Origin of the sequence: Saccharothrix sp. NRRL B-16348 (genome assembly GCF_001280085.1) — a bacterium.
GTDB lineage: Bacteria > Actinomycetota > Actinomycetes > Mycobacteriales > Pseudonocardiaceae > Actinosynnema.
The window spans coordinates 14,996-31,322 of the sequence record NZ_LGED01000273.1; the positions used below are offsets into that span (position 1 = coordinate 14,996).

Annotated in this window: 14 protein-coding genes and 1 pseudogene; 11 read left to right on the forward strand and 4 right to left on the reverse strand. The window is 70.2% G+C overall.

All coding sequences use genetic code 11. The features are described 5' to 3' along the window. Positions 1–13 precede the first annotated feature (13 nt). Positions 14–820, reverse strand: coding sequence for an MBL fold metallo-hydrolase (locus ADK67_RS47240; RefSeq protein ID WP_082404893.1), 807 nt, complete (start codon positions 818–820; stop codon positions 14–16). Positions 821–1,431: 611 nt separating this feature from the next. Here ADK67_RS47240 and ADK67_RS47245 point away from each other — a divergent pair. Together ADK67_RS47245 and ADK67_RS47250 are read left to right on the forward strand one after the other, a co-directional pair. Beyond that, positions 1,432–3,006 (forward strand): hypothetical protein, encoded by a 1,575-nt coding sequence (locus ADK67_RS47245; RefSeq protein WP_157621646.1) that lies wholly within the window; start codon positions 1,432–1,434, stop codon positions 3,004–3,006. A 470-nt stretch (positions 3,007–3,476) separates the two neighbouring features. Then, positions 3,477–3,860, forward strand: coding sequence for a cellulose binding domain-containing protein (locus ADK67_RS47250; protein ID WP_053723178.1), 384 nt, complete (start codon positions 3,477–3,479; stop codon positions 3,858–3,860). A gap of 26 nt (positions 3,861–3,886) precedes the next feature. Here the strand turns inward: ADK67_RS47250 and ADK67_RS47255 are convergent, their stop codons facing one another. Next, on the reverse strand, positions 3,887–4,651 hold the full coding sequence (locus ADK67_RS47255; RefSeq protein ID WP_053723179.1) for an alpha/beta fold hydrolase: 765 nt from the start codon (positions 4,649–4,651) through the stop codon (positions 3,887–3,889). A gap of 100 nt (positions 4,652–4,751) precedes the next feature. On the opposite strand from ADK67_RS47255, the gene ADK67_RS47260 reads away from it, so the two are divergent. Next, the gene (locus tag ADK67_RS47260; protein ID WP_231648711.1) at positions 4,752–5,705 is read left to right on the forward strand and encodes a helix-turn-helix transcriptional regulator; all 954 of its coding nucleotides are present in this window, start codon (positions 4,752–4,754) and stop codon (positions 5,703–5,705) included. A gap of 183 nt (positions 5,706–5,888) precedes the next feature. Here ADK67_RS47260 and ADK67_RS47265 read toward each other — a convergent pair whose 3' ends face one another. Further along, positions 5,889–8,321: a DUF7617 domain-containing protein gene (locus ADK67_RS47265; protein ID WP_053723181.1), complete on the reverse strand. Its 2,433-nt coding sequence runs from the start codon at positions 8,319–8,321 to the stop codon at positions 5,889–5,891. A gap of 539 nt (positions 8,322–8,860) precedes the next feature. Here ADK67_RS47265 and ADK67_RS55605 point away from each other — a divergent pair. The 4 genes from ADK67_RS55605 to ADK67_RS47280 all read left to right on the forward strand — a co-directional run bounded on the left by ADK67_RS55605 (position 8,861) and on the right by ADK67_RS47280 (position 12,644). Continuing rightward, positions 8,861–9,313 (forward strand): RICIN domain-containing protein, encoded by a 453-nt coding sequence (locus ADK67_RS55605; protein WP_442974270.1) that lies wholly within the window; start codon positions 8,861–8,863, stop codon positions 9,311–9,313. 53 nt (positions 9,314–9,366) lie between these two features. Next, entirely contained in the window at positions 9,367–9,534 is a 168-nt protein-coding gene (locus tag ADK67_RS51990; RefSeq protein WP_157621648.1) for a hypothetical protein, read from the forward strand. A gap of 444 nt (positions 9,535–9,978) precedes the next feature. Then, entirely contained in the window at positions 9,979–11,010 is a 1,032-nt protein-coding gene (locus tag ADK67_RS47275; RefSeq protein WP_053723183.1) for an FAD-dependent oxidoreductase, read from the forward strand. A 311-nt stretch (positions 11,011–11,321) separates the two neighbouring features. Further along, the gene (locus tag ADK67_RS47280) at positions 11,322–12,644 is read left to right on the forward strand and encodes a lysine N(6)-hydroxylase/L-ornithine N(5)-oxygenase family protein (protein ID WP_053723189.1); all 1,323 of its coding nucleotides are present in this window, start codon (positions 11,322–11,324) and stop codon (positions 12,642–12,644) included. A 35-nt stretch (positions 12,645–12,679) separates the two neighbouring features. Here ADK67_RS47280 and ADK67_RS47285 read toward each other — a convergent pair whose 3' ends face one another. After that, entirely contained in the window at positions 12,680–13,888 is a 1,209-nt protein-coding gene (locus tag ADK67_RS47285; protein WP_053723184.1) for an IS110 family transposase, read from the reverse strand. Between the two features lie 227 nt (positions 13,889–14,115). On the opposite strand from ADK67_RS47285, the gene ADK67_RS47290 reads away from it, so the two are divergent. From ADK67_RS47290 to ADK67_RS47300, 4 genes and pseudogenes are all read left to right on the forward strand, one after another. After that, positions 14,116–14,484 carry a cupin domain-containing protein gene (locus ADK67_RS47290; RefSeq protein WP_197289947.1) on the forward strand — a complete coding sequence of 123 codons (369 nt, stop codon included), beginning with the start codon at positions 14,116–14,118 and terminating at the stop codon, positions 14,482–14,484. Next, the gene (locus ADK67_RS47295) at positions 14,481–15,551 is read left to right on the forward strand and encodes a class I tRNA ligase family protein (protein WP_197289948.1); all 1,071 of its coding nucleotides are present in this window, start codon (positions 14,481–14,483) and stop codon (positions 15,549–15,551) included. Before ADK67_RS47290 ends, ADK67_RS47295 begins: the two co-directional genes overlap by 4 nt. A 68-nt stretch (positions 15,552–15,619) precedes the next feature. Beyond that, positions 15,620–16,069: a hypothetical protein gene (locus ADK67_RS53220; protein ID WP_197289949.1), complete on the forward strand. Its 450-nt coding sequence runs from the start codon at positions 15,620–15,622 to the stop codon at positions 16,067–16,069. 12 nt (positions 16,070–16,081) lie between these two features. Then, positions 16,082–16,327: pseudogene (locus tag ADK67_RS47300) on the forward strand (ATP-grasp domain-containing protein); the annotation flags it as partial.

The window sequence follows — 16,327 nt, forward strand, 5'->3', positions numbered from 1 at the left end:
CGGCGACTTCCGGTTACACGGCCAGGTCCAGCCATTCCCCGACGGGCAGCACGTGTGCGCGCCGTCCGGCGTGCGTGCGGAACTCGCTCTCCGGGTCGGCTACCTCGACGTAGCCCGCGATCTTGTCCGGCTGCTCCACGTCGTAGTGGATCGGCACGGCGTGCCGGGCGTCGAGGATGTCCGCGGCCACGGCGGCCTGCCTCGGGTCCATCGCGGCGGGCAGCGGGCTCGGCGGCTGGAGGTGCGGCACGTCGACCACCGCGCCGTTGGCCGGCAGGAACACCGCGTCGAACGGCCTGAACCGGCGTGCGACGAGCCACCAGAAGCCGTGGAACATCGTGTCGCCGCCGTGGAAGACCCGCTGCCCGTCCGCCTGCACCACCCAGTTCAGCTGCGGGTCGCCCAGCCCGTCGATCGCGGGGACCGCGGTGACGCGGAACGGTCCGATTTCGCTGGTGGACCAGGCATCCACGACCTCGGCGGCCAGCCGGTGCAGCACCAGCTCGCGCTCGGCAGGCAGCGTCGTCACGTTGTCCACGTCGTCGCCGTGACCGGGCGCCGGTCGCAGCACCGGCGCCCTTGGCGTCAGCACGTCCGCGAGCGCGGCCGCGTCGGTGTGGTCCCGGTGCAGGTGGGTGACCAGCGCTGCGGTGACCGTTCCGCTCGGCGCCACCAGCCCCTCGCCGGGCTTCCACCCCGTGAACAGAGGTGAGAGGTCCCGCACGTAGTCGATCACCAGTCGCGTGCCGCCCGCCGGGTTCGACGTCGACCAGGCGCTGTTCGAGATCGTCGCCGCCGGGCTGGCGCTGAACGCGGCCATGCAACTCCAGCACGACCAGGCAGCCGCGGGCCGGGCACGTCGTGCGATCGAACGGGCCTTGGACCAGTCCTGACCGCCCGCCCGGCCGAGCACGTCAAGCGATAAGGCCGGAGTTTTCCACTTGTCACCAACAAATCCCTGCGTCCGATGACCGCGGTGTGGTCCCCTATTAGTTCGGTCGGGGACACCGTTGTGGGGGGTTTGGGATGAGCGAAGACAGATCGAAGGCACAGCCACCGGCGGCCGATCCGCCGGACGAAACGGCAGTGTCACAGCCTGGTGTCGAAACGGCAGGGCTGGAAACCGCGGTCGTGGAACCGACGAAGCCGGCACCGGCGGAGCAGGAAGCGACCGCGGGGCAGGAAGCACCGACCACCGCAACGGCAATCGCCGCACCGCCGACGGAACCCGCACCGGCCGAATCGGCAGCACCGCAGGCCACCGAGGCGACAGCGGTCGACTCGCCGTCCGCCGGACCGGATCCGGCCGATCCACCGGCCGTTGAGCCAGCCGCCGTTGAACCAACCGCCGTTGAGCCACTGGTCGTTGAACCACAGGTCGCCGTACCGGCGTCCGCCTACTCCTCCGAACTCTCGGTGACTTACCCCACCGTGGCACCGAATCCGTGGGCACGGTCAGGTGGGCCGGAGGCGCAAGTCGAGTGGGTCGACCCGACGCCGACCGACCCGATCCTGCGCATCCCCCCGACGCCGCCCGAGCCGAAATCCACCGCGGCCGCCGTGCTGCTGAACCTGACCGGGGTCGGTGCCGGCTACTTCTACCTGCGCCGGCGCTGGCAGGCGTGGACGGCGACGGTCCTCGCCGTCGTGCTCATCGTCGTCGCGTTCGCCACCAACGCGGCGGCCAACCCGTGGTTGTGGCGGAGCCTGGCGGCGGTCTGGCTCGTGATCCTCGTCCTCGACGCACGGCGGATCGCGGTGAAGCACCCGCCGGTCGCGAACCGCCGCCCCGTGGTCATCGGGGTGATCGCGGTGGTCGCCGTGGTCGGCGCGTACGTCGGGTACGGCGTGCTGGGCCGCGGCGCCTACGACGACGGGCTCGCCGCCCAGGGCAGCGGTGACTGCGCGGCGGCGACCGACCAGTTCAAGGCGGTGACCGGGCCCTACGAGTTGACGCTCAGCTCGGACATCGCCGCGGCGAACCGCGGTTTGGACGAGTGCGCCGACTTCACCCACGCGGCCGACTCCGAGGACGAAGCCGTCGTCGTGCAGCGCTACGGCCAGTTCCGCGACGACCACCCGGACAGCCCGCTGACCCCGTTCGTCCACGACAAGCTCGTCGAGACCTACACGACCTGGGCCCGCGGCCTGCGCGACGAGGGCAAGCTGGCCGATGCGATCAAGGTCTACCGCGACCTGCTCTCCGTGGACGAGTCGTTCGGCCCGGAGGTCGCCGACGCCTACCTGCGGCTGGCGAAGAAGCTCACCTCCGAACCGCCCGTCAGCGCCAGTGCGGCGGCCACCGCCCTCGAGGCGATCGCCGACGAGTTCGCTGACACGCCGTCCGCCAAGGAGGTGCCCGCGGCGTTCGACGCTCTCTACGCGGCGGCCACCGCGCCGCTCGCCGCCGGCAAGCCGTGCCAGGCGGTGGACGTCCTCGCCTTCTTCGCGGGCCTGACCAACAAGGTCGCCGCGAAGGTGGCGGGCGAGGCGAAGACCCAGTACCCGCGCGCCATGCTCGACTGCGGGCTGAACCAGCTGCGCGACGGCGAGGCGACCGCCGCGGTCGGCACGCTGGACCGGTTCGCCAGGACGTTCCCGGACCACGGCGACCTGCCGCAGGCACAGTCCGCACGGATCGCCGCCCTGGTGGCCATCGGCACCCGCGCGCAGGTTCCGGTGCCCGCACCCCTCGGCACGACCGGTCCGATCACGATCACCTTCTACAACACCGTCAACAGCTCGATCAACATCAAGCTGGCGGGCTCCACCGCGCACGAGTTCACCCTGCCGCCGTGCACGACCTGCCCCGAGTTCCACGCGCCCGGCGCCGGCGAGGCCGCCTGCGACGTGCCCGTCGGGAAACCCCTGTTCGCCGTCGGCCTGCGCGAGGGCACCCACCACGTGCTCGCCGAGTTCGAGGACAGCGGAGACCTGGTCAAGCAGTTCGACGCCAGTGCCGGCGGCTTCGACCTGTACTGCCTGTACGTGGAGCGCAACAGCTGATCCGGCGGCGCGGTGCCGGACCCACCAACAGGTCCGGCCGCGCCGTCAGGCACTGGGGCGGCGTGCATTGCGCCTGTGCGACGCATGGGGGATCGGCGCGCCGTCCGGTCCGGCCGCTCCGATCGACGTGAGCGCGGCCAGTCCGCGGGTGTCCGGATCGTGCCGTGCTTGCCCGACGCACGTAGTTCAGCAGGCGACGGCCCTCATCCCGGTGAACGTACGTGGTCAACGCACTGGCGGCCATTCAGGCCAGGCCGTGCGTGCAGCCACGATCGGGAGACGCCCGAGTCCTCGGCCGACTTGGCGGCGGTGACTGGTTCGTCGGATGGCCGTCACGAGTGCGGCGAACGGTCGTCGCGCGCGTTCATCCGCGGTCGTTAATGTACCGACAAGCCCGCCGCCCTTCGCTCCGGAGGAGAATCGTGCAGCTGAGACACGCGCTATCCGTCGTCCTACCGGCGGTTGCCGGCGTGATCACCTTGACCACCACGGCTGCCGCCGCGCCGGCGATCGGGTCCTCCCCGGTGCCGGCGCAGGTCGAATGCCGGGTCGAGCACACGGTCACGGACTTCGGGTTCGGCTTCAACGCCCTGCTCAAGGTGACGAACACCGGCCCTGACCCGGTGACCGGCTGGCGGGTCGAGTTCGACCTGTCGCCCAACGCCGTCATCAAGACCACCTTCGGCGGCAGGTTCACCTCCTCCAGCGGCCACATCCAGGTCAACGCTCCCGACTGGCTCCCGACGCTGGCCCCCGGCCGGTACGCCAACATCGGGTTCAACGGAAGCAAGCCCACCGGGACAGGCGTCACCGCCTCCAACGTCACCCTCGACGACGTGCCCTGCACCACCTGACCGCGACATCGGTCGCGGCTCGCGGATCACGGCGTCGATTCCGCCAGGGCTCCACCAGTCGCCGACACCGCGTCGAGCACGTCGGCGAGTTCGGCGGGTGCCGAAAGCATCGGCCAATGCCCCGTGGACAGGTCGAAGCGCCGCCAGGGCGCCTGGTTCAGGTAGGCCAGCATCGGTATCCCGGCGTCGAGCAGGCCCTTGAAGTCGTGGCAGGCGATCAGGACGCGGTCCACTCCGGGACCGAGGTCGGCGGCATCGGCGAGGCGCTGGGTGTAGGTGCCGAACGGCTGAGGAGTGGCGTGCGCGAGCAGACGCTCCCGCTGAGCCGCGTCGAGCCCGTCGAGGCTGCTGGACACGCCCAGGACGTCGATCGGCGGAATCGCGAGCTGCCAGCCGTCCCCGAAGGCGGTGACCTGCTCACGCAACTGGTCGGCTACCTGCGGCTGCATGAGGTCGAGCATGCACATGCCCGCCGCGAACGGGGCGCTGTCCACGTAGACCACGCGCTCCAGCCGATCACCGAGGCGTCCTGCGGCCACGGTGACCGGAGCGGCCGCGTAGCTGTGGGCCACCAACGTGACGCCACGCAGATCCCGCCCTTCGACAAGATCGGTGATGTCGCCGACGTGGGTGTCCAGATTCGTCTGGGGACCGCCCAGATCGGCCCGCTCGGCCAGGCCGGTCAGCGTCATCGCGACCGCGGTGTGGCCGCGCTCCCGCAGAGCGCGAGCGGTCTCTTCCCAGGCCCATGCCCCGAGCCAGGCGCCGGGAACCAGTACGAAGGTAGCCATGTGATCTCCCTGAAGTGCGGTGTTTCCGGAGCGTAAGCTCAATACAGGACACAATCCGCCCTGAAATGTTGGGTGATCCATGTCGCATCCCCTCACCCGTGTGTTGACGCTGCTGGAACTCCTCCAGTCCCACGCGACGCTCACCGGAGCTGAACTGGCCGACCGCCTCGGCACCGACGTCCGCACAGTGCGCCGCTACACCGCGCACCTGCGGGACCTCGGTATCCCCGTGGAGGCAGAACGCGGCCGCTACGGTGGCTATCGATTGGCCCGCGGATACCGAATGCCACCCCTGCTGCTCACCAACGACGAGGCCCTCGCCGTTGTCCTGGGCCTGGTGGCCGCGGAACGCCTCGGCATGGGCACCACAGCGCCGGCCAGTGCGGGCGCGCTGGCGAAGATCGAGCGGGTACTGCCGCAGACGCTGCGCGAACCGCTTGCGGCCATCCGTGAATCCCTCGCGTTCACCGGCAACGCCGTGATCGGGCACGCCGCCGGTGCCGGCGTCCTGCTCGCCCTGGCCCAAGCCGCCCGCATCCGCACGACTGTCTGCATCAGCTACCAGTCGTGGCGCCGGCAGCGCACCACACGCGATATCGACCCCTACGGCGTGGTCTTCCACAACGGCCGCTGGTACCTCGTCGGCCACGACCACTTCCGGGACACTCTGCGAACCTTCCGCGTCGACCGCATCGAATCCGTTACCTCCCAGGCCCGCGACTTCACCGCACCCGAGGAATTCGACCCCGTCGCCCACCTGACCACCGCCCTGGCGCAGGTTCCCTACCGCTGGCAAGTCGAGGTGACCATCCACGGACCCATCGACGCGATCGCCCGCCGACTGCCCCGCTCAGCGGTAACTCTCACGGCCGACACCACCGGCGTCCTCATGCGCGCCCGCGCAGAACGCCTTGACGGCATGGCCCACTTACTCGCCTCCCTGGAATGGCCCTTCACCATCCATAGTCCCGACGAACTACGGCAAGCCCTCAAGACACTGGCCGGCCAGCTCGCTGAAGCCGCAGAGCGAGAACCGGGAGAACGACGGCTGTAACGCCGAGACTCCTGCTCTTACACACGGACTGCACAAAGGATTCGGCGAGCCGACGACCGCATGCGAAGCGTGGCAGCACGACAGGATCGTCCAGCTCGCCGACCGGCTCGACCAGTTACGTGCAACGCACGCCGCGCTGCGCGACCGGTGGGACGTCGGGACGCCCCGCCGGTCGCGGTCGGTTCAGCTCAGCGCGCAGAGCAGGGAGCAGGCGGTGGCCGAGGACCACGCCGTGTACGACGGCGGGGTGCCGGCGGGGGAGTTGCGCGGCGTGTAGCTCGCCTTGGCCTGGTTGGTCAGCGGGAACAGGGGCAGCAGGGCGTAGGTGGAGCAGTAGAAGCGCTTGGTCTCACCCGGCTGGAGGGTGAAGGTCCCGGCGGCCGTTTCGCACGAGTACTCCTCGTAGTCCACGACGCGCGCGTCGGTGATGGCCACCGGGCCCTGGTTGGTCACGGTGATCCGCCAGTAGGCGGTCCCGTTGAGCAGTCCCAACGTGCCCACGGCTGCCTTCTTGGCCCACGGTCCCGAACCGTTGGGGCCGCAGTGGGAGGCGGTCTTCGAAGCGCAGATCTCCTTGTTCACCGTGACGACCGGTTGGCACGCCGGTCCCGGCGCGACGGTGACGGTGACGGTGTTGGAGGCGAAGGCGCCGGTGGTGTCGGCGCCGGTGGCGGTGTTCGACACGTCGGCCACGGCGCAGTCGGCGCTGATCGTGGTGCGGAAGCACACCTGCGGCGGGTCGCCGGTGAAGTCGACGACCAGTCGGGGCTGGTTGCCGCCGCCGAAGTCGGCGCCGTTGGTCAGCACCAACGTGGTGGTGACGGAGATCGTCGGGTGCGCGGTCGGCGAGACGCCGCTGAGGTCGACCGAGCCGTCCGGCGCGAAGCCGGGCGTGGCCACGGTGGCGCCGTCCTGGTCGACCACGGTCACGCGGGACGCGCCGAAGTCGACGTTGGCCGGTGTGATGCCGACGAGCCGCGCGGAGCCGTACCCCTGCACGTGGCCGGACGCGCCGTCGCAGTAGAAGTCGCCCGGTGTGAGCGAGACCTGGCCGCCGGAGCGGACGCACGGCGACGCGCCGGTGAGCGGGTCCATCGAGAACAGCACGCCCGCGTCGCCGAGGCCGATCATGCAGCCAGTCGGGGTGTCGTAGGTGTAGCCGTAGTCGCGGGTGACACCGCCGTTCACAGTCGGGTGGGTGATCGGGTTGGGCACGCCCGCGCACGCCGTCGCGGTGGTCCAGTCGTGGCAGATCGCCGCGCCGCTGTACGGGCCGCCCCAGATCGCGAGGTAGCTGCGGACGTGGCCGTTCGGGTCGGTGATCACCTCGGGGTTGAACGCGATCACGCCGGCGGGCAGCCCCGCCGCCGAGGACGGGGCGGCCAGCGGCGAGCCGTCCAAGGCGTAGCAGGTCGTCACGCCGGGCGAGGAACCGGTCATGGTGGAGCAGGCGCCGACCTGGGTGCCCGTGGTGCTGTAGGCGGTGTAGGCGTTGTAGGTGTAGTTGCCGGCCGCGCCGATGGGCCGGGGTGAGGCCCACCCGGCGCAGGCGGTGGACGTGACCGGGTCGAAGCAGCCCATGGCCGCTTGGCTGCCGGTGTTGGGTCGTGACGAGGAGGCGAACACCTTGCCGGCCACGACGGTCATAGCGCCGTAGAACCACGGGTTGCCTGGCTGGTCGCCGCTGGGCGGGACGATCGGCGCGTACGGCTGGCCCTGGCAGGCGGTGCGGGTGCCGACGTTCCAGCACAGGACCGCGCCCGAGCCGGCCAGGCCGTAGAGGTTGCCGTCCACTTCGACGAAGCCGGCCGAGTTGTTCGCGCCCGATATGCCACCGGGGGTGGACAGGGGCCAGTAGCCGCAGTTCGCCGCGGCGGCCAGGTCGAGGCAGCCGACACCGACCGACGAGGCGGTCGCGGCGGTGTAGAGCACCTGGGAGGGCGCGGCCGGGTCGCGGAAGTACTGCTGCGCCATCGGGCTGCTGATGTCACCGGTCGCGCCGCTGCCCAGCGGCCCGGGGACGGTGTTGAGCGGCTTGGGCCACGGCCCGCCCGCGCACGGCTGCCCGGAGGCCAGATCGATGCACACCACCTTCGGCACGGTAGGGGCGGCGTGGTGGTAGATGTTCCAGGACTGCAGAGCGCCGGTGGGTGTCCGGTGCAGCAGCGGGGTGAACCCGTCGCCGCCGGTCGCCGTGGTGCTCGCCTGGACCGGCGGGGTCAGCACCCCGGACAGCGACGTCCCGCCCGGCGTGGCGACGGGGTTCTCCGCGCGCACCGCGGCCACGCCCGCGGGTTCGGTGCCCTGGAAGGTGCTCCCGTCCGTCGACCACGACGGCGTCCACCCGGGCGGCACGTCGAGCGAGCCGGTCACATATGCCTGACCGGTGCCCACGGCGTCGGTGATGGTGGCCGACCCGACCCCCGTTCCGTTGTTGTCGTAACCGACGACCCAGGTGGCGGTGGCGCCGTGATCGGCCGGGGAGGACACGCCGACGACGGACTTCGCCAACGTGGACGTCGCGGCAGGAGCGGGATCGGCCGCCGCTCCCGGAACTACCAGGACGGCGGCGACGAGCGCCCCCGTCGCCGACCAGATGACCGCACGTCTTCGCATGACGATCCCTCATTTCGCTCTACCGGACACCGGTCATCGCTGTCCGGACTCAGGCACGCTAAGGATCTGCGTCGATGGAGAAACGCGGAGTCACCCGCCTGCGACTCACGAGCAACCCAACAGCGCAGCACCCGACGGCGCCCTCCTACTGGCGCGAGGTATTCCACGGGAAGGGCGCATCCGATTTCATCCGCACGTCCCCGAGTTCGGCGTACCGTGATCCACCGCGAAGCGATAGTGCGGACTACTTTCCACCGCGGCCGACGGCAACGGGTTGGTGGCAATCTTTGTCACGCGCGAACGGCTCGCCCGCTCCACACGGACCGTCGGCGGTGTCGTCGTCTGTGGTGACCACCTGTTACCACTCCTGACAGCAAGTGGAGTGGTGGGCCCTGAGCAGGTGGTTCGAGACCACGACCGAGGGACCGAACCACGTCCTCCGAGAACGTGTGCACATCCTCGGAAGCGGCAATGGCAGCGAACCGGTTTCCGCGGTCCGAGTCCGCCGGAGATCGTCGATCGAGGTCGGCGAGCAGCACATGTTCCACCTGGGCAGCGGTTCTCACCGCAGCCGCTGTTCTGTTCGGCTCGTCACCCGCGGTTGCGGACCAGGACGGGTACCTGGTCTTCGTGGGCGGCGTCGACACCCGGACAGCTGTCTGGGAAGCGGGTCCCGTTTCCGGGATCCGGTGTTCCTGAGGGAGTTCGAGAACGATTACGACGCGCACCAGTACTGGTACTGGGACCCTGGGGCGGGAACGTTCCGAAACCAGGCGAGCGGCCAGTGCCTGACCGCTGACGGCACAGCGGTGCGGCAAACGCCGTGTCGCATCGGCACGGAGGACCAGCAGTGGAACGTCTACGTGGAAGCGACGCGCTCCCGTGATCAGCATCGCGGCGTCGCTCTCCCGTATGGGTGCATCGCCGGGTTCGGTGGCCGTGCCCTGCCGCCGGCGGGGCGTGGCCAGATGTTTCAGGCCAGGTCGGCGTAGGCGATAACGTTGTCGGGATCGTCACCGGCGAATCAGGCGCAGTCAGGGACGACGTGCCGGCGGAGGCGCTGGACCGGCTGTGCGCGATCGCGCCGCGGATCTTCACCACGACCAACCCGTTGCTGGACGTCGCTCGGGAAGACCGCCCGCTGTGCCGCGCACGGCCCGAGCAGGACGCCGCGGCGCAGGCCGCCTACGAGCGGCTCTACCGGGGCGCCTGAGCCAGGGATGCCAGGGTTCGTGGAATCAACCGGACCGCTCCGCTCGCGCAAGCGCTGCGACATGGGTCGTCGGCGAACTGCTTCATGAGTTCCGCGACACGGCGTGTACGTGTAATTGGTCGGTTACGCCGGCTAATCACCGGTTCGCGATGTATCCACGGTCGGGTCCGTGTCTCCTGTACGACGTACGTACGTTCACCGTCGATCGTCCTTGGGTGATCGACCGGGTGGGGGAATAGGGGCGTGGCTTCGCATGAGGGCCCGTATGCGATCTGCGGACAACGAGGGGGACAGGGTGCGCGGTTTGATGCATCCCGGAACTATGTTTCACAGTGGATCGCCCGATGATCGAATTAGGGTGTCTGTGCGTCGTTCCGAGAATGAACGTGGCATGGTCCGCCCGGTCTCGGCGGCGGTCAGGCCGCGCGGTACGGACAGACCGGAGTGAGGGTCGGGGTGGTCGGCGGCGGGCTCGCGGGCGCGTTGCTGGCCTGGCGGCTGCGGGAAGCCTCCGACCGGCTCCGGGTGGAGGTCCTTGCCGGTGCACGGGCCACCGTCGACGCCTCCGCGGTGTCCGGCGGCCTGGTGCGCGGCTTCGAGCCCGATCCGGCCGCGAGTGCGGTGGCGGCGGACAGCCTGGCCGAGTTGCGCGCCGACGCCCGACTGCGGGAGTGGAGCGGCTATCGCGAGATCGGCTCGCTGTACCTGACGCCGAGCGGCGCCGATCCGGCCGAGTCCGTGCGGACCGTGGCGGAACGGCTGCCGGGGTCCGCGGTGCTGGTCAACGCGACGCGGCTGCGGCGGGGCTTCGGTTTCCGCGGCCTGCGGGAGGACGCGGTCGGCGTGGTCGAGCGCCATGCGGGCTACCTGTCGCCGGCCCGACTGCGGGACCGTGCCTTGGACTGGGCCGCCGCCAATGAGGTGGAGGTGGCGCGGACCAGCGTCATCGCGGTGCGGGACGGGCCGGCGGTGCGGACGTCGGACGGCGCCGAGCGGCGCTACGACGCGGTGGTCGTCGCGGCCGGCGCGTGGACGCCCCCGCTGGTCGAGCACGGCGGGACGTTGCGCACGAAGCAGATCCAGTACGGCGTCTACCGGATCGCGCTGCCCGACATGGGCGCGTTCGTGGACGACGACACCGGCCTGTACGGCAGGCCGTGGAGTGAGGGCACGTTCCTGCTCGGCTTGGGCGGTGACCGGTGGGACGTCGCGCCGGAGGCGGTGGAGCCCGACCAGGCGCTGGCCGGCCGGGTGCTCGACGTCGTCCGGCGCAGATTCGGCGTCACCGCCCGCGACCCGGTGCCGGAACGCGTGGTGGCCTCGTTCGACTGCTACCGCTCGCCGGCGGGTCTGCGACTCCTCCCGGTGGACGGACGGCCCGGCGTGTTCACCTTCACCGGCGGCAGCGGGGGAGCGGCGAAAACCGCCGTCGCCGCCAGTCGGGCTGCGGCGAGCGAACTTTTGAACACGCTCTGAAGAGCTTTACGCAACGCCCGTGAAAATGTCGTTCCGGCTAGCGGGCAGGTTTCGGCTGCCCAAACCCGGTTATCGGGTGGAACGATTTTCTGATCGGCGTGATTGGCAATCCTTTCGGACATCTTGTATCTGGCCGCCGAAGAATTTATGGTGCGCGGGCGGCCTGGCACGGCTGTCACCGACTTCCTGGCGCGGGGTTCACTCCCGTCGCCGGCAGTCCGGGCGAACTCCTCCCTACCGAGATTTTCGACCGGTCTGCCCTGCGTGGTGTCGCCGTCGCGACGCCGCCCCTTCAAGACTGGGAGAATGTGTTGGACCACCAGGATGTAGAACTGCTGGCGATCGGCGCCGGGCCCGCCAACCTCGCGCTGGCCGTGGCGCTGGAGGAACTGGCCCCCGACCTCGCCGCCCGCTCGCTGATCGTCGAGCAGCACGAGGACGTCGTCTGGCAGCGGGGAATGCTGCTGCCTTGGTCGCAGAGCCAGGTGTCGTTCCTCAAGGACCTCGTGACGTTACGCAACCCGCGCAGCGAGTTCTCGTTCGTCAACTACCTGCACTCGATCGGCAGGCTGGACGACTTCATCAACCTCGGCACCTTCACCCCCTACCGGGTGGAGATCTCCGACTACCTGCGGTGGGTCGCCCGGTCGCTGACGGCGGTGCGGGTGGAGCACGGCCGCCGGGTCGTCGCGATCGAGCCGGGCGACGTGGTGGCGGGCGAGGTCGTCGGCTGGCTGGTGCGGTTCGCCGACGGAGGCACGGTGCGGTGCCGTGACCTGGTCGTCGGTGCGGGCCGTGACGCCAACGTGCCTGTCCCGTTCGCCGGGCTGCCCCGGGAACGCGTCATCCACAGCACCGACTTCCTCCGGCGCTTCGCCGAGCTCGACCCGGAGGAGGCGCACCGGATCGTCGTCGTGGGCGGCGCGCAGAGCGCGGCAGAGATGCTGTGGTCCTCGCACCAGGGCCTGCCCAACGCCCGGGTGACCATGGTGATGCGGTCCATCGGGCTCAACGGTTACGAGAGCAGCAAGTTCACCAACGAGCTGTTCTACCCGTCGTTCGTGGACACCTTCCACGCCGCGCGACCCGACGCCCGCGAGCAGCTCCTCGCGGAGATGCACCGGACCAACTACTCCGGCCTCGCGCCGTCGATGCTGGAGAACCTCTACCGGACGATGTACCTGGAGAAGCTGACCGGCGCCGAGCGGATGCGCATGATCACCATGGCCGAGGTGTCCGACGCCCGGCTTGACGGCGACGAGGTCGTGCTGACGCTGGTCGACCGCAAGTCCGGGGCCTCCGACCAGGTGCGCTGCGACGTCGTCATGCTCGGCACCGGCTTCGCCAAGCAGTTGCCCGCGCTGACCCGGTCGCTGGCCGCCGCGGTCGGCGTCGAGGACTTCACCGTCACCCGCAACTACCGGATGACGCTGCCCGACACGGTCTCCGCCCGGGTCTACCTGCAGGGCGTCAACGAGTCCACGCACGGTATCGCCGACTCGCTGATCAGCGTGCTCGCGATCCGCGCGGCCGAGATCGTGGACGACCTGGTCACCGGTCGTCGCCCGATCGGCCAGGACGGCCGTCCGCGTTCGGACGCCGACCTGCTCGCCAGCGTCCCCCACTCCGCCTGACCCGCTTTCCGCACGGAGGAATCTGAATGACCGTGTCAAGCAGCGGCGGCTGGTTGTGGCGCGGCGGGTGTGAAGGTTCGTCCGTCGCGCAGCAGCGCCCAGAGGACGTCGACCAAACGGCGTGCGAGGGCGAGCAGGGCTTGGGTGTGGACGAGTCGTTCGCCGCGTTTCTTGTCGTAGAAGGCGCGCGAGGGGCCGCTGACCCTGAGGCTGGACAGGGCCGCCATGTAGAACACCCTGCGCAGTTTGCGGTTGTAGCGCTTGGGTCGGCGCAGGTTTCCGGTGACCCGGCCGGAGTCCTGGGCGACGGGGACCAGGCCGGCGTAGGAGGCCAGGCGCCCGGAGGTGCCGAACCCGGCCAGGTTTCCGCCGGTGGCCACGACGAATTCGGCTCCGAGGTGAGGGCCGAGGCCGGGCAGCGACTCGATGATCCCGGCTTGCGGGTGTTCGCGGAACCGGCTGGTGATCAGCTTGTCGGTGTCCTTGATGCGCCGGTCGAGTTCGAGCAGGACGGCGGCCTGGCGGGCGATGAGGGCCGCGGTGGTGGCCTCGCCGGGCAGGCGGACGGTCTGGGCCAGCGCGGCCGCGTGGGCGTCGGCGGCCATGCCGGGGATCCCCTTGGGCCAGGCCCCGTGCTCACGCAGGAACGCCGCGACGCCCTCAGGGCCCGCGGCGCGGATCGCGTCGGGCGTCTGGAAGCCGGTCAGCAGCACCAGGGCGCTGCGCATGGAGTAGTCGAAGGCCCGTTCCAGAGCGGGAAAAATGCCGGTGAGCAGTTCGCGCAGCCGGTTGACGCCGCGGACCCAGTCGGCCATCAGGTCCTCGCGGTGGGCGGTCAGGCGGGTGAGTTCGACGACCAGGTCGTCGGTGGCGGTCACCGGTGTCAGGTCGGTGCGCATCCGGGCGGTCTCGGCGATCACCCTGGCGTCCTTCGCGTCGGACTTCGCCTCGCCCCGGAAGGCGCCGGTCATCCGGTTGACCACCCGGCCCGGCACGTAGGCCACCCGCTGCCCGGTGGCGGCCAGGACCGCGATCAGCAGGTAGGCGGCGCTGCTCGTCAGGTCGATCGCCCACCGCACCTCGGTCGCCGACTTCGCGGCGCGGGCGACGAGCTGCTCGATCGCGGCCTGGTCGTTGGCCACCTTCTGCGAGAACACCACTTTGCCGTCCGGGTCCATCGCACAGGCGTGGTGGTGGGCCTTGCCGACGTCGATCCCGACCCACACCAGAGGCCGATCCGTCACGCCACTTCTCCTGTTGTCGCAGTTCAACCCCGTGGACAACCCCGCCGACAGTTCCCTAATCAGCGACAGCCCGCATCAGATCTGAATCAGTGGCCGGGGCGTCCAGCACGACGGGGCGGCCATTCCTCCGAAGCCACCGTGCGGCAGAGACACCATCAGCCACACCCCATCGCCCTGGGCATCCGGGGCACCAACCCCAGACAACAACAACCTTAGGGAAGAACACCATGATGGAGATCCGCAAGCTCGACCGGGAGCACCTGAAGCTCGACAACGGCCTGGTCGCCCAGCGGCTGATGCCGTGGTCGCTGGTGAACGCGCCGTTCGAAGGGTCGTGGTGCGTAGTGCGTCCCGGTGCCGAGTCGGGCGCGCACGGCCACCACGAGTACGAGATCTGGGTCGCCATGTCCGGCGAGTCCCACATCCTCACCGAGGACGGCGAGACGCCGTTCGTGGCGGGCGACATCGTCCACTTCACCCCGCACGAGCGCCACCAGGTGGTCAACCGGGGCCAGGCGGACTTCGAGTTCTACGCGATCTGGTGGGACGCCGAGCTGGCCGGGAAGTTCGCCGTCCGTCACCAGGAGTCCACGTGACCGGCCGTGCCCGTCCGGCGGTGGTCGTCGCCGCGACCCCGACCCCGAACGGGGACCTGCACGTCGGCCACATGGCCGGCCCGTACCTGTCCGGCGACGTCTACGCCCGCTACCTGCGGGCGAACGGCCGCCCGGTGATCTACACGACCTGCACCGACGACAGCCAGAGCTACGTCGTGTCCACCGCGCACCGACTGGGCACCACGCCCGAGCAACTGGTGGAGACGTCCACGGCGAAGATCGAGCGGTCGTTACGGGCGATGGGCACGCTCATGGTGGGCCTGCCCCCGATCGACGACCGCTACCGCCGCACGGTCCTGGACCACGTGGCGGACCTGCACGCGGCGGGCCGGTTCAGGTCGCGGGCGGTGCGCCTGCCCTACGCCGAGAACGCGGGCCGGTTCCTCTACGACGGCCTGGTCTCCGGCACCTGTCCGGTGTGCCTGGTGGGCAGTTGCGGCGGGGCGTGCGAGAACTGCGGGCACCCCAACAACTTCGACGAGCTGATCGACCCGAAGTACACCATCGACCCCTCCGACCCGGTGGTCTACCGGGTGCAGACGATCCTGGTGCTGCCGATGGAGGAGTACCGCGACCGGCTCATCAGCTACTACGCCTCCCACGCGCCGCGCTGGCGCCCGCACGCGAAGCAGCTGATCGGTGAGCTGCTCGCCCGGCCGCTGCCGGACGTCCCGGTCACCTTCCCCGGCACGTGGGGCATCGCGGCGCCGTTCCCGGAGACACCGGGCCAGGTCCTCTACCCGTGGATCGAGGCGATGCCCGCGTCCATGTACGCCACGTGGTGGGCAGCGGGCCAGGTCGGCCAAGGCGGCAGCGCCACCGACCACCACTGGCGAGCGGACCACGACGCGGAGCTGGTGTACTTCCACGGCTTCGACAACGTCTACCACTGGGGTCTGGTCGACCTGGTGATGCTGCTGGCGCACGGCGACAAGTACACGACGCCGGAGTCCAACGTCTGCAACGAGTTCTACGACCTGGACGGCGAGAAGTTCTCCACCAGCCGCAACCACCTGATCTGGAGCGCGGGTTCTACCTGGCGCTGACCGCGCCGGAGTACCAGCGCACCGACTTCAGCCGCGAAGCACTGCACGCCGTCACCACGCGGCGGCTGGTGGAGCCGTGGAACGAGCTCGCCGACGCCGTGTCGCTGGCGTTGCTCGGCGTGGACTCCGCGGCGCCGCTGCGCACCACGGAGGAGGGCAGGCGTCGCGCGTCGGCCGTGCTGGACCGCTTCCGGCTGTGCTACGAGCTGCCCAACTTCAGCCTGGGCCGGGCGGCGGAGACCGTCGTCACCCAGCTCGATCGGCTGCGCATGCGGGCCAGGTCGGCGGACGACAAGCGCGACGGGCACCCGGCCGGCGACCTGCTGCTGGAGACCCGCACCCTGCTCGCGTGCGCCGCGCCGATCCTGGTCGACGTCGCGGACGCGCTGCGCGCAGAGGGCGTGGACCTCGACCTGGCGTCGGTGCGGGACGAGTCCGTGCCCGCGTTCCGGTTCCCGCAACTGCCCGCCACCACCACGCCGACCGGACGCTCGCCCGCGCTCGACGGCGCCCGCTAGGAGGTATCCGCCATGAAACTGCTGACTGTGGAGACCCGCCAGTACCTCGAGTACTACCACTCGCGTTACCGGCAGGTGCAGGACCTGGGCGTGGACCTGTACGTGCTCAACGGCGAGGGCACCGAGGACTTCTGGCCCGCCGACCACTACCGCCTGGTCGGGTCGAAGAACATCGACGAGATGATCGCCGCCGCCAAGCAGTGGCACGCCACCGAGGCGTTCGACGGCGTGATCACGTTCTCCGAGGCCGCCGTCGTC

Excerpts from the sequence above, each read along its gene's own strand:
- ADK67_RS47290 (WP_197289947.1), top strand. The coding sequence starts at position 14,116 with ATGATGGAGATCCGCAAGCTCGACCGGGAGCACCTGAAGCTCGACAAC.
- ADK67_RS55605 (WP_442974270.1), top strand. The coding sequence starts at position 8,861 with ATGTTCCACCTGGGCAGCGGTTCTCACCGCAGCCGCTGTTCTGTTCGG.
- ADK67_RS47265 (WP_053723181.1), bottom strand. The coding sequence starts at position 8,321 with ATGCGAAGACGTGCGGTCATCTGGTCGGCGACGGGGGCGCTCGTCGCC.
- ADK67_RS47255 (WP_053723179.1), bottom strand. The coding sequence starts at position 4,651 with ATGGCTACCTTCGTACTGGTTCCCGGCGCCTGGCTCGGGGCATGGGCC.
- ADK67_RS47240 (WP_082404893.1), bottom strand. The coding sequence starts at position 820 with ATGGCCGCGTTCAGCGCCAGCCCGGCGGCGACGATCTCGAACAGCGCC.